The 12,370-nt window shown below is 66.0% G+C and carries 10 protein-coding genes; 8 read left to right on the top strand and 2 right to left on the bottom strand.

The features are described 5' to 3' along the window. The first annotated feature begins 181 nt into the window (after positions 1–181). From AC5QPF_RS12210 to AC5QPF_RS12175, 8 genes are all read left to right on the top strand, one after another. Entirely contained in the window at positions 182–763 is a 582-nt protein-coding gene (locus AC5QPF_RS12210; RefSeq protein ID WP_494963451.1) for a TetR family transcriptional regulator, read from the top strand. 138 nt (positions 764–901) lie between these two features. Next, complete coding sequence (locus AC5QPF_RS12205; protein WP_494963450.1) at positions 902–1,510, top strand: cysteine dioxygenase family protein; 609 nt, start codon at positions 902–904, stop codon at positions 1,508–1,510. Beyond that, the gene (locus tag AC5QPF_RS12200) at positions 1,507–3,081 is read left to right on the top strand and encodes a rhodanese-like domain-containing protein (RefSeq protein ID WP_494963449.1); all 1,575 of its coding nucleotides are present in this window, start codon (positions 1,507–1,509) and stop codon (positions 3,079–3,081) included. Before AC5QPF_RS12205 ends, AC5QPF_RS12200 begins: the two co-directional genes overlap by 4 nt. Before the next feature lie 382 nt (positions 3,082–3,463). Further along, positions 3,464–5,872 (top strand): TonB-dependent receptor domain-containing protein, encoded by a 2,409-nt coding sequence (locus AC5QPF_RS12195; RefSeq protein ID WP_494963448.1) that lies wholly within the window; start codon positions 3,464–3,466, stop codon positions 5,870–5,872. Between the two features lie 54 nt (positions 5,873–5,926). Continuing rightward, on the top strand, positions 5,927–7,555 hold the full coding sequence (locus AC5QPF_RS12190; protein ID WP_494963447.1) for an ABC transporter substrate-binding protein: 1,629 nt from the start codon (positions 5,927–5,929) through the stop codon (positions 7,553–7,555). After that, the gene (locus AC5QPF_RS12185; RefSeq protein WP_494963446.1) at positions 7,552–8,502 is read left to right on the top strand and encodes an ABC transporter permease subunit; all 951 of its coding nucleotides are present in this window, start codon (positions 7,552–7,554) and stop codon (positions 8,500–8,502) included. The genes AC5QPF_RS12190 and AC5QPF_RS12185 overlap by 4 nt, the downstream gene beginning before the upstream one ends. A 1-nt stretch (position 8,503) precedes the next feature. Continuing rightward, positions 8,504–9,397, top strand: a complete 894-nt coding sequence (locus AC5QPF_RS12180) for an ABC transporter permease subunit (protein ID WP_494963445.1) — start codon at positions 8,504–8,506, stop codon at positions 9,395–9,397. Further along, complete coding sequence (locus AC5QPF_RS12175) at positions 9,394–10,998, top strand: dipeptide ABC transporter ATP-binding protein (RefSeq protein ID WP_494963444.1); 1,605 nt, start codon at positions 9,394–9,396, stop codon at positions 10,996–10,998. Before AC5QPF_RS12180 ends, AC5QPF_RS12175 begins: the two co-directional genes overlap by 4 nt. Before the next feature lie 110 nt (positions 10,999–11,108). Here the strand turns inward: AC5QPF_RS12175 and sodC are convergent, their stop codons facing one another. Next, entirely contained in the window at positions 11,109–11,636 is a 528-nt protein-coding gene (sodC, locus tag AC5QPF_RS12170; RefSeq protein WP_494963443.1) for a superoxide dismutase [Cu-Zn] SodC, read from the bottom strand. A gap of 217 nt (positions 11,637–11,853) precedes the next feature. Next, positions 11,854–12,339, bottom strand: coding sequence for an Lrp/AsnC ligand binding domain-containing protein (locus AC5QPF_RS12165; RefSeq protein WP_494963442.1), 486 nt, complete (start codon positions 12,337–12,339; stop codon positions 11,854–11,856). Between the last annotated feature and the right edge of the window lie 31 nt (positions 12,340–12,370).

Below are 12,370 nucleotides of genomic sequence, written 5' to 3'. Positions count from 1 at the left end.
CATTTCGCCCCACATACAATTCTGTACGCCCTTACGCAAAACGACCTTGACGTGCGTCAAGGAAAAGTACTGCAAAGCGTGGACAATAATGGGGCTCGACCTACAGCTGTGTATTTCAGGAAAACCACGGTGAGTCCGACAGATGATCGTCCGGGCCGCTCGATGAAAAGGTCCCTACACGATGTCATCACGCCCCAACCTCACCCGCGAAGACTGGATTCACGCAGCCCAACACGTGCTGGTCAGCAGCGGCGTCGACGCTGTGCGGGTCGATACCCTGGCCAAGGAACTGAAGATCACCCGCGGCAGTTTCTACTACCACTTCAAGAGCCGCGGCGAACTGCTCGAGGGCATCCTCGGCAACTGGCGCGCCCGTGCCACCGAGGAGGTGATCCTCAGCCTGCGCAAGGCCCACAGCTCACCCTTGAAGCAGTTGCAGCGCTTGCTGGAACTGCCGGCACAAAGCCCGTCGGCGAAAGAGGCAGCCGCTATTGAACTGGGCGTCCGTGCCTGGGCGCGGCGCGATCCGCAGGCCCGCCAGGCCATCGATGAGGTGGACAGGCATCGCCTGAACTACATCGAGGGCCTGCTGCTCCAGACCGGGACGCCGCCGGAGGAAGCACGGGATCGGGCTTACCTGATCTATGCCTACCAGATCAGCCAGTCGTTGCTGCACAGCGAAGAATCCCCGCAACAGCGGCTGGCACGTAGCGCGCGCATGGCGGAATTCTTGCTGCCGCAGGAAGCAATGGTTCCGGCCTGACCGGCGCGACATCGCCAAGGCAGTCAATTCGGCGGCTTAAAATTCAATTTGCGCATATTAGCTTATGCACAAATTGAATTTTGAGAATCATCCAGCCATTGCTAGGGTCATGGAAAACCGCAGCCGAGTCTGATCACCATGACCCAACCGCTCCGCCTGGACCGCCTTCGCCGGTTCATCGGCGACCTTGCCGAACTGCTCGACCACGAGCAGGACGAGGCCGCCATCCTCGACCGCGGCCAGAACCTGTTGCAGCAACTGGTCGCCCATGACGACTGGCTGCCAGAGGAACTGGCCCAACCCGATCCGACCCGCTACCAGCAGTTTCTCCTGCATGCCGATTCGCGCCAGCGCTTCTCGGTGGTCAGCTTCGTCTGGGGACCGGGACAGCAGACCCCGATCCACGACCACCGGGTCTGGGGCCTGATCGGCATGTTGCGCGGTGCCGAGTACTCGCAGGGCTTCGCCCGTACCGAAGGCGGCGCCCTGGTGCCGGCCGGCAACCCGGTGCGCCTGGAGCCGGGACATGTGGAAGCGGTATCGCCCCGTATCGGCGACGTGCATCAGGTCAGCAATGCCTTCGATGATCGCGTGTCCATCAGCATCCATGTGTATGGCGCCAACATCGGCGCAGTGAAGCGTGCAGTGTTCCTCGCCGATGGCACTGAAAAACCCTTCATCTCCGGCTACTCCAATACCCGCCTGCCCAATATCTGGGACCTGTCCAAAGAGAATCCTGCCCCATGAGCACCCGTTCCTACGCCGAGCTGCGCCAGCACCTGCTGGACAAACATGAACTGGCCCTGATCGATGTCCGCGAGGAAGCGCCCTTCGCCCTGGAGCACCCGCTGTTCGCCGCCAACATTCCCCTGTCGAAGCTGGAAATCGAGATCTACCCCCGGGTACCGCGCCGGGATACGCCGGTGACCGTCTATGACGATGGCGAGGGTCTGGCTGCCGTCGCTGCCGAACGTCTGCGCGCCCTGGGCTACAGCGACGTGGCCCTGCTCGAAGGCGGCCTGGCCGGCTGGCGCGAGGCCGGCGGCGAGCTGTTCCGTGACGTCAACGTGCCGAGCAAGGCCTTTGGCGAACTGGTGGAATCGCTGCGCCACACGCCGTCGCTGGCGGCCGAGGAGGTCCAGCAGTTATTGGACGACAAGGCCGACGTGGTGGTGCTGGATGCGCGCCGCTTCGACGAATACCAGACCATGAGCATCCCCGGCGGCATCAGCGTGCCGGGGGCGGAACTGGTGCTACGGGTCGCCGAACTGGCCCCGGACCCGGCGACCCGGGTCATCGTCAATTGCGCAGGCCGCACCCGCAGCATCATCGGCACCCAGTCGCTGGTGAATGCCGGGATTCCCAACCCGGTGTCCGCCCTGCGCAACGGCACCATCGGCTGGACCCTGGCCGGGCAGACCCTGGCCCATGGACAATCGCAGCGCTTCGCCGAGGTCGACGCCGCTACGCGCAACGATGCCGCCCGCCGCGCCCGCGCGGTAGCAGACAAGGCCGGCGTGGTGCGGATTACCAAGGCTGGCCTGACGGCCTGGCAGAGCGAAACCCGGCGCACCACCTACCTGTTCGACGTGCGCACTCCCGAGGAATATGCCCGCGGCCACCTCCCCGGCAGCCGCTCGACCCCGGGCGGGCAACTGGTGCAGGAAACCGATCACAACGCCAGTGTCCGCGGTGCGCGGATCGTGCTGGTGGACGACGACGGCGTGCGCGCCAACATGAGCGGGTCGTGGCTGGCGCAGATGGGCTGGCAGGTAGCGGTGCTCGATGGCCTGAACAGCAAGGACTTCAGCGAAAGCGGCGACTGGCAGCCGGCGTTGCCGGAGCTGCCACAGCCGCCAGCGATCGATGGCGGGCAATTGCAGCAGTGGCTGGACGCCGGCGACACCGTGCTGCTGGACTTCACCACCAGCGCCAACTATGTGCAGCGGCATATCCCCGGCGCGCACTGGGCGATCCGCGCGCAACTGGCCCAGGCGCTGGAGAAGCTGCCGGTGACCGAGCGCTACGTGGTGACCTGCGGCAGCAGCCTGCTGGCGCGCTTCGCCGCCGTGGACCTGCAGGCGCTGACGCGCAAGCCGGTGTTCCTGCTGGAGGGTGGGACCGGGCGCTGGATTGCCGAGGGACGTGCGCTGGAGCATGGCGAAACGCACCTGGCGGTGCCGCGCAGCGACCGTTATCGCCGGCCTTATGAAGGGACGGACAATCCCCGGGAGGCGATGCAGGGGTACCTGGATTGGGAGTTCGGGCTGGTGGAGCAGTTGCGCCGGGATGGTACCCATGGGTTCTTCGTGATCTGACTCACAGACGCCTCTCTCCCACTGTAGGAGCGGATTCATCCGCGATCGGGCGCGAAGCGGCCGTAGAACCTGAGTCCCGTGTTTATCTGACACACCGGGGACTCAGGGTTTACGGCCGCTTCGCGCCCGATCGCGGATAAATCCGCTCCTACAGGGGTTTGTGCCGCTCATGAAATCACGAGATAAAATCAGAAAAATGCATATTCAAATCAAATAACATTTATAAAAAGAATAATATTAATATTCCAAAAAAGAATTTCCAATGAAATTCTTATAAAAATAAGATCAACCCCAGACGATCTCGTCACCCTCTCAAAAAGACCAGGCGATCCCTCTGTACCCACACCCCGGGCCAGTGCCAGCTTCGATGGACCAAGCCCGCATGCCCCGACACTTGCCTTTCAGTGCCCTGACCACCGCCCTGCTTTTCGCCGGCCTCGCGCCCTCCGCCCAGGCCGCCAGCGGCGACACTCACCTGGACACCGTCACCGTGATCTCCACCGGCGTGCGCGGCCAGGAACGCACGGTGGCCGACAGCCCGGCCCCCATCGATGTGATCAACAGCGATCAGTTGCTCAAGACCGGTCGCGCCGAGCTCTCCGAAGCCATCTCGCGCCTGCTGCCGTCGTTCAACTTCGGTACCAACATCGCCGGCTACAATTCGGTCACCCGTCCCCTGAGCAACCGCAGCCTGGGCCCGGCCTACACCCTGGTGCTGGTCAACGGCAAACGTCGCCACAACGGCGCCGTCGGCCAGCGCGGCAATATCGACAACAGCGGCGCCAACGCGGTAGACATCGACCTGATCCCGGTCAGCGCCGTCGACCATATCGAAGTACTCAAGGACAGCGCCGCCGCCCAGTACGGCTCCGATGCGGTGGCCGGGGTGATCAATATCATCCTCAAGTCCACGAACTCCGGCGGGCATGTCGAAAGCAGCTACGGCCAGCTCTATTCCGGCCAGGGCGAAACCATCAAGGTCGCGGGGGACCAGGGCTTCAAGCTCGGTGAAAGCGGCTTCCTGCACCTTTCTGCCGACGCCCGCAAGCGCGGCACCGCGCAGTGGAACGACAAGGCCGACAGCAGCGTGCGCGCCTTTGCCGACCCGGCCAAGCAGGCGGCCTGGGACCGCGTCGCGATCAAGAACGGCGACCCGCAGATCAAGGCCTTCAATGTCGCCTACAATGCCGAGCTGCCGCTGGACGCCCTCACCCTCTACTCCTACGCCACCTACGGCGAACGCGACGCCGAGGCCTACAACTACTTCCGCCTGCCCACCGGCACCGCGGCGGTCCCCGAGCTGTTTCCCGACGGCTACTACCCGCTGAACAACATCAAGGACCGCGACTACCAGTTCCTCTTCGGCGGCAAGGGCGAACGCGCCGACTGGCACTGGGACCTGAGCACCACCTACGGGCGCAACAACATCCACCACTCCAGCGACTTCAACATCAACCCGTCGCTGGGTACGGCGACACCGACCAAATTCGACAACCTGGCGACCTTCCGCTTCGAGCAGTGGGTCAACAACTTCGACCTGACCCGACGCTACGACAGCCTGTTCGGCCTGACCTCGCCGGTACAGGTCTCGGCCGGCCTGGAACACCGCTGGGAGCGCTTCAGCACCTTCGCCGGCGAGCGCGAGGCCTACATCACCGGGAGCTACCCCGCCGCGTCCGGGGCCCAGGCCGCCGTGACCCTGCGCCCGGAAGACGAAGTCAGCCTGATCCGCAACAACTACGCCGCCTACCTGGACCTCGGCTTCGACCTCACCGAGCGCTGGTTCCTCGACCTGGCCGGGCGCGTCGAGCACTACGACGACGACTCCGGCAACACCTTCGGCCTCAAGCTCAATTCCCGCTACGAGCTGACCGATGAAGTGGCCGTGCGCGGCACCGTCGGCACCGGTTTCCGCGCCCCGTCGCTGACCCAGATCGGCTACACCGTGGCGGACAACCGGGTCGCCACCGACGTCAACGGCAACGTGGTCCCGGCCGTCACCCGCCTGACCCCATCCGACAGCAGCCTGGCTGCGGCCCTCGGCGGCGACAAGCTCAAGCCGGAGAAGTCACGCAACCTCGGCCTCGGCCTGACCTGGCAACCCGCGCCGCGCACCAGCATCACCGCCGACGCCTACCTGATCGACATCGACGACCGCATCACCCTCACCAGCAATATCTACGACCAAGGCAACGGGGTGATTACCAGCATCCTGCAAAGCCAGGGCGTCGCCCCCGGGACCTGGGTCAACTACTACACCAACGCTTATGACACGCGGACCAAGGGCCTGGACATCGTCGCCGACCACAGCACCGATTTCGGTGCCTGGGGTGACGTGCGCTGGAGCCTGGCGTTCAACTGGAACAAGACCAGCATCCAGGACGTACGCGATACCCCCGCCTCGCTGGCCGGCTCCGGAATCACCCTGGTGGGCCGGGACCGCGAGGGCGACCTGACCGTGGCCAGCCCCGAGACCAAGTGGATCCTCGGCGCAAACTGGAAGGTCGATGACCTCGCCATCAATCTGCAAACCACCCGCTACGGCAGCGTCAAGACCCTCGCGGTCAACCCCAGCGGCGACCGCAGCTTCGGCGCCAAGTGGATCACCGACCTGGACATCGCCTACACCTTCTTCGACCAACTGACGGTCAGTGTCGGCGCCACCAACCTGTTCGACGTACGTCCCGACAAGCACGCGGTGTACAGCGCGCTGGGCCTGGCGCCCTACGGCAACCCGCCGTTCCACCCTGGTGGTGGCTACTGGTACAGCAAGATCGCCTACGACTTCTAAGCCCATCCGGCCGCACCGCCGGGATGCGGTGCGGCCCTCGACGAGGACCCGCCCATGCGACTGCAACGAACCCTGGCCAGCACGGCCATCCTGCTGGCCCTGGGCCTGACCCTTGGCGGCTGCAAGCCCGGCCAGGCTGACGCCCAGGCCGCCAGCACACTGAAGATCGCCTTCTTCAGCGACAACACCCAACTGGTCAGCATCGACCCGTTCCAGGTCTACTGGATCGAGCACCGGGTGGTCCTGCGCAACGTGGTCGAGGCCCTGACCGACCAGGACCCGCAGAGCGGCCAGATCATTCCCTGGCTGGCGCAAAGCTGGGAGATCAGCCCCGACGCCCGCGAATACACCTTCCACCTGCGTCAGGGCGTGACCTTCAGCAACGGCGAGGTGTTCAATGCCCAGGCAGTGAAGACCGCCTTCGACAGCAACAAGGCCTTCGCCACCGAACTGCCCAGCGCCTTCGGCGCCACCTACCTGGCCGGCTACGATCATGCCGAGATCCTCGATCCGTACACCATCAAGCTGGTGCTGAGCAAACCCAACGCGGGCTTCCTCCAGGCCACCTCCACCACCAACCTGTCGATCCTCGCCCCCGAGTCCTACCGCAAGAGTGCCAAGGAGCGTTCCCTCGGCGCGGTGATCGGCACCGGACCGTTCAAGATCGACCACTACACCCCGGAAAGCGGCCTGCGCCTGGTGCGTCGCGAAGGCTATGCCTGGGCCTCGGCCAACGTGCAGAACAAGGGCGAGGCGCACCTGGCGGCCATCGAGGTCAGCTACGTGCCCGAGGAAAGCGTGCGCAACGGCCTGTTCCTGCAGGGCAAGGTAGATATCCTGTGGCCGCGGGTGCCGTTCTCGGAAGTCGACCTGCAGCTGTTCCAGCGCAATGCCGCGACCATCCAGAGCCGCTCCCTGCCGGGACCAGCCTGGAACCTGTACCCCAACACCCGCAACCAGCGCATCCTCGCCGACCACCAGGTGCGCCTGGCCGTGCAGAAGGCCATCGACCGCAAGAGCTATGCCAGCACGGTATATAGCGCCGAATTCCCGGTGGTCGACGGGGTGTACGACGTCACCACTCCGTACTTCCGCAGTCAGGGCGACAAGCTCGCCTACGATCCGCAAGGCGCGGCGCAGTTGCTGGACAGCGCCGGCTGGACCCTCGGTCCGGACAACTACCGCTACAAGGACGGCAAGCGCCTGACTCTGGTCTACAGCCTGGCCGGCAAGGAAACCCCCGGTGACGTACTGATCCAGGACCAACTGCGCAAGGTCGGCATCGACCTCAAGCTACGGGTGCAGACCACCGCCGAGTGGGCCGCGGGCAACGCCGCCGGCAACTACGACCTGACCTACACCTACATGACCCGCGCCGACCCGATCGTCCTGCAGACCATCCTCGATCCGCGCAGCGCCAACAGTTCGACCCTGGCCACCAATACCTACGCCCCGGCGGTGCTGCCTGTGGCCCAGGACCTGTTCGACGCCGGCCTGACCGCCACCACGCCCGAGCAGCGCGCCAACGCCTATGGCCAGCTGCAGGACCTGCTGATCGACCAGGGCTCGGCGATCCCGGTGTACGAGCGGGTGTGGCAGGCGGCGACTTCGCCACGGGTGCAGAACTTCCGCTGGAGCGCCGAAGGCTTCGCCTTCCTCAACGACATCGAGGTCAAGCCATGAGCCGCTACCTGCTCGGCCGCCTCGCCCAGGCCGCGCTGGTGCTGTGGGGCGCGTACAGCATCACCTACTTCATCCTCTACCTGCTGCCGGGGGACCCGCTGAGCATCATGCTCAGCGCCTCGGGCATGGAGATCGACGCGTTGTCGCCGGAGCAACTGGCCAAGGCGCGGACCTACTACGGGCTCGACCAGGGCCTGATCGAGCGCTACGTCGATCTGCTGCTCGGCGTGTTGCAGGGTGATCTCGGCCAGTCGCTGACCCTGAACCGCCCGGTGACCGAGATCCTCGCCGAGCGCCTGCCGCAGACCCTGAGCCTGGCCGGGCTGGCCATCGGCCTGTCGCTGATTGGCGGGGTCGGCCTGGCCTACCTGGCCGCCTACGTGCGCTGGCAGCCACTCAAGGTGTTCCTCGCCCGCCTGCCGGCCCTGGGCTTTGCCGTGCCGGTGTTCTGGATGGGGCTGCTGCTGATCCAGGTGTTCGCCTTCGGCCTGGGCTGGTTCCCGGCCACCGGCAGCGTCGGCTTCGACAGCCTGGTGCTGCCAGCGGTGACCCTGGCCATCCCCAGCGCCGCGGTATACGCCCAAGTGCTGCAACGGGGTTTCCAGGACGTGTGGCGCGAGCCCTATATCGCCACCGCCTGGGCCAAGGGCCTGAGCCGTGCCCAGGTCCAGGCACGCCATGCCTTTCGCAATGCCGCCCTGCCGCTGCTGACCCTGGTCGGCCTGCAAGTGGGCAACACGGTGTCCGGCGCGGTGCTGGTGGAAACCATCTTCGCCCGCAACGGCGTCGGCCGCCTGGTCCAGGAAGCCGTGCTGCGCCAGGACATTCCCCTGGTGCTGGCGGTGGTCACGGTGTCCGCCGCCGCCTTCGTGCTGGTCAACCTGCTGGTGGACCTGCTCTATCCGATCCTCGACCCGCGCATCACCCATGCGCCCAAGGTGACCTGAGATGACCGTCCTGCACCGCCGTCTTGCCCGTGCCCTGCCCGCCAGCGACGCGTGGCGCCCGCGCCGCCGCCTGCAACGCCTGCTCGACCAGGCCGCGCCGCTGCTGCGCCGGCCCGGTTTCGTGATCGCCCTGCTGCTGGTGCTGTTCACCCTGGTCGCCGCGCTGGCGCCGGGGCTGTTCACTCTGATCGATCCCTACGCCACGCAGCCCTCGGCGAAACTCTTGCCGCCCAGCCTGACGCACTGGTTCGGCACCGACGAACTGGGCCGCGACCTTTACACCCGCGTCCTGTACGGCGCGCGCCTGTCGGTGGAAGCCGCCTTGCTCGCGGTGGGCCTGGCGCTGGTCAGCGGGCTTGGCCTGGGCATCGTCTCGGGCTTTGTCGGTGGTCGCGTGGATGCGGTGATCATGCGCCTGGTGGATGTGCTGCTCGCCCTGCCCGGTCTGTTGCTGGCCCTGGCCATCGTCACCGCCATCGGCTTCGGCACCATCCCGGTGGCCATTGCGGTGGGCGTCGGCATCATTCCCGGGTTCGCCCGCACCACCCGCGCCGAAGTGCTGCGCATCAAAACCCTGCCCTATGTCGAGGCCGCGCGACTGGGCGGCGCCAGTTGGGGCCGCACCCTGCTGCGCCATGTGCTGCCCAATGCCTGGGGTCCGGTGGCGGTGCTCGCCACTCTGGATGTGGGCGCGGCGATCCTCGCCACCGCCGGCCTCAGCTTCCTCGGCTTTGGCGCCGCACCGCCCGCGGCGGAATGGGGCACGCTGATCGCCAACGGTCGGCACTTCCTGATCACCGCGCCCTGGGTCTCGCTGCTGCCGGGGCTGTTCCTGGTGCTGGTGGTGTTCAGCCTCAACCATATCGCCCGGACTGTCGAAGAGGTGCAACGATGAGCCGCCTGATCGATGTCCAGGACCTGCGGGTCAGCTACCACAGCGGCGGCCGCGTGACCGAGGCGGTGCGCGGCGTCAGCTTTCATCTCGAACCCGGCGAAACCCTGGCCATCGTCGGCGAATCCGGCTCGGGCAAGACCACCCTCGCCAGCGCCTTGCTCGGCCTGCTGCCAGTGACGGCGCGGATCGACGGTGGCCGCCTGGCCGTCGCCGGGCAGGACATCAGTCATGCCAGCGAGCGGGCCAAGCAGCACCTGCGTGGGCGGGTAGTCGGCCTGGTGCCGCAGGATCCGATGGTCAGTCTCAACCCGACCCTGAGCATCGGCAAGCAGATCGGCGAAAGCCTGGTGCTGCGCCATGGCAAGCGTTACCCGGGGCTGGATGCCGATGTGGTGGAACTGCTGGAGCAGGTCGGTATCGACGACCCGGTCCTGCGCGCCGCACAGTATCCCCACGAGCTCTCCGGCGGCATGCGCCAGCGCGTGCTGATCGCCATCGCCCTGGCCGGCGAGCCGCAACTGATCATCGCCGACGAGCCCACCAGCGCCCTCGACGTGACGGTGCAGAAACGCATCCTCGACCACCTGGAGCAACTGGTGAAGGCCCGGGGCATCGCCCTGGTCATCATCACCCATGACCTGGGCGTGGCCGCCGACCGCGCCGACCGGGTGCTGGTGATGCGCCAGGGCGAGGTGGTGGAAAGCGGCGTGGCGCGGGAGGTGTTGTCGGCGCCCGCCCATACCTACACCCGCGACCTGCTGGCCGCCGCGCCGGCGTTTGGCGAGACGCCGCGACCGTTGCCGGTGGACATTGCCGGGCGCAAGCCGCTGCTCAGCTTCGACGGCGTTGGCAAGGTGTTCAGCCTGCCCCAGGGCCGCAGTTTCCGGGCCCTGCACGACCTCAGCCTGGCCGTCTATCCCGGTCAGACCCTGGCCATCGTCGGCGAATCCGGCTCGGGCAAGAGCACCAGCCTGCGTATCGCCCTCGGCCTGGAGCAGCCCAGCAGCGGACAGGTGCGGTTTGCCGGCCAGGATATCGGCAAGCTCAGCTGGAAACAGTTCAGACCGCTGCGCCAGCGCATGCAACTGGTGCAGCAGAACCCCTTCGCTGCCCTCGATCCGCGGTTCAGCATCTACCAGAGCGTGGTCGAGCCGCTGGTGTCGTTCGGGTTGCTCAAGGGGCGTGAGCTGGAGCAGGCCGCACGGCGGTTGATGGAGCAGGTGCAGTTGCCGGCGAGTTACCTGGACCGCTTGCCGCGGGAATTGTCCGGTGGCCAGCGCCAGCGCGTGGCGATCGCCCGGGCCCTGGCCTTGCAGCCGGACCTGCTGTTGCTGGACGAGCCGGTATCGGCGCTGGATGTGTCGGTGCAGGCGCAGATACTCGACCTGCTGCGGGAACTGCAGGCGGAGCTGGGCGTGGCCTATGTGCTGGTGTCCCATGACCTGGCAGTGGTAGCGAGCCTGGCGCACCAGGTGGTGGTGTTGAAGCAGGGGCAGGTGGTGGAACAGGGAGAGGCGCGACAGGTGCTGGAGCAGCCGCAGGCGGCGTATACCCGGGAGTTGCTGGAGGCAGTGCCGGGGAGACGACTGGCAGTGGCCTGAATCGGCGTTGGACTTGAGGGCCTCATCGCTGGCAAGCCAGCGATGAGGCCAGAATGATCAAAACAAAAATCCCGGCCAGATGACCGGGATTTTTCAGGTTCAGACCGGGCTTACTTGATCACCCCACAGGCAAACCGCGCCGCGCCGCCACCCAGCGGTGCCGGATGATCGGAATGGTTGTCGCCGCCGACATGGATCATCAGCGCATGGCCTTTCAGCTCGTCCAGGCTCTTGATCTTCGGCGCCAGCACCGGCTGCCCGGCCTTGCCGTCGGCGGTCACCAGCAGCGCCGGCAGGTCGCCCATGTGGCCGGCGTCATCCCACGGGAAGCTGTGCTTGCCGGTGTTCTGCGGATCCCAGTGGCCACCGGCACCACCCGCCGGCACCGGCTTGCCATCGGCCTCGGTGGGCGCGCAGCTCGGGTTGGCGTGGACGTGGAAACCATGCACGCCCGCAGCCAGGCCGCTCAGTTCGGGGGTGAACACTGCCCCGTACTTGCTTTCGGTGATGGTGACAAAACCGACGCTCTTGCCCTCGCCCTGGGCGGTGGCTTCCTTGAGTTCGACCTTGAGCGAATCGGCGGCATGCACGGCGGCGCTGGCACACAGGGCAACTGACAGGGCAATCCACTTTTTCATGAGACACGTTCCTTATATCGCGGAGAAATCGGTTGTAGAGCTTAGACAAAAGCTGGCGAGAGGCTCGAATGAAAATCACTCGCGGCAACGTAAGGCAACGGCGCTGCCATGAAGGTTCCGTGGTGGGACATCGCCCTCCTGTGGGAGCGAGCTTGTCGGGGCGCCGAACCGTCGCGAACGGCGGCGCAGCCGTCGTAGAACGCTCGCTCCCACAGGGTCACTGCGGCACTGGAAGGCGGGTGACCGCCTTCAGCTCGCGCAACGCCAGACTCGACTGGATCGAGGCAATCCCCGGCTGGCGCCGCAGCACCTCCTCGACAAACCGCCCATAACTCTCCAGGTCCGTCGCCACCACCGTCAGCATGTAGTCCGCCTCGCCGGTGATCTTGTGGCAGGTCAGCACCTGCGGCAGGCCGAGGATCGCCCGTTCGAACTCGTCCGGGGCATTGTCCGAGACATTGCCGAAGCGCACCTGGGCGAACGCCAGCACGTCATAACCCAATTTGCGCCGGTCAAGGTTGGCCTGGTAGTCACGGATGATGCCCATCTCCTCCAGGCGCTTGCGCCGCCGCCAGCACGGCGTCACCGACATCGACAGGCGCTCGCCCAGGGCCGCGCTGGACAGGGTGCCGTCCTCCTGCAACAGGCCCAGCAAGGTGCGATCCACACCATCCAGAGAATCGAAAGCACTGCCCTTGCTCATGAACCCACCTAGCGAAAATGATTTTGCTCAC

Source organism: Pseudomonas sp. Con_6 (genome assembly GCF_059379395.1).
This window is presented reverse-complemented; position numbering and strand designations above follow the sequence as displayed.

Bases quoted from the DNA above. Each gene is read 5' to 3' on its own strand.
- AC5QPF_RS12210 (WP_494963451.1), top strand. From the start codon at position 182: ATGTCATCACGCCCCAACCTCACCCGCGAAGACTGGATTCACGCAGCC.
- AC5QPF_RS12205 (WP_494963450.1), top strand. From the start codon at position 902: ATGACCCAACCGCTCCGCCTGGACCGCCTTCGCCGGTTCATCGGCGAC.
- AC5QPF_RS12200 (WP_494963449.1), top strand. From the start codon at position 1,507: ATGAGCACCCGTTCCTACGCCGAGCTGCGCCAGCACCTGCTGGACAAA.
- AC5QPF_RS12195 (WP_494963448.1), top strand. From the start codon at position 3,464: ATGCCCCGACACTTGCCTTTCAGTGCCCTGACCACCGCCCTGCTTTTC.
- AC5QPF_RS12190 (WP_494963447.1), top strand. From the start codon at position 5,927: ATGCGACTGCAACGAACCCTGGCCAGCACGGCCATCCTGCTGGCCCTG.
- AC5QPF_RS12185 (WP_494963446.1), top strand. From the start codon at position 7,552: ATGAGCCGCTACCTGCTCGGCCGCCTCGCCCAGGCCGCGCTGGTGCTG.
- AC5QPF_RS12180 (WP_494963445.1), top strand. From the start codon at position 8,504: ATGACCGTCCTGCACCGCCGTCTTGCCCGTGCCCTGCCCGCCAGCGAC.
- AC5QPF_RS12175 (WP_494963444.1), top strand. From the start codon at position 9,394: ATGAGCCGCCTGATCGATGTCCAGGACCTGCGGGTCAGCTACCACAGC.
- sodC (WP_494963443.1), bottom strand. From the start codon at position 11,636: ATGAAAAAGTGGATTGCCCTGTCAGTTGCCCTGTGTGCCAGCGCCGCC.
- AC5QPF_RS12165 (WP_494963442.1), bottom strand. From the start codon at position 12,339: ATGAGCAAGGGCAGTGCTTTCGATTCTCTGGATGGTGTGGATCGCACC.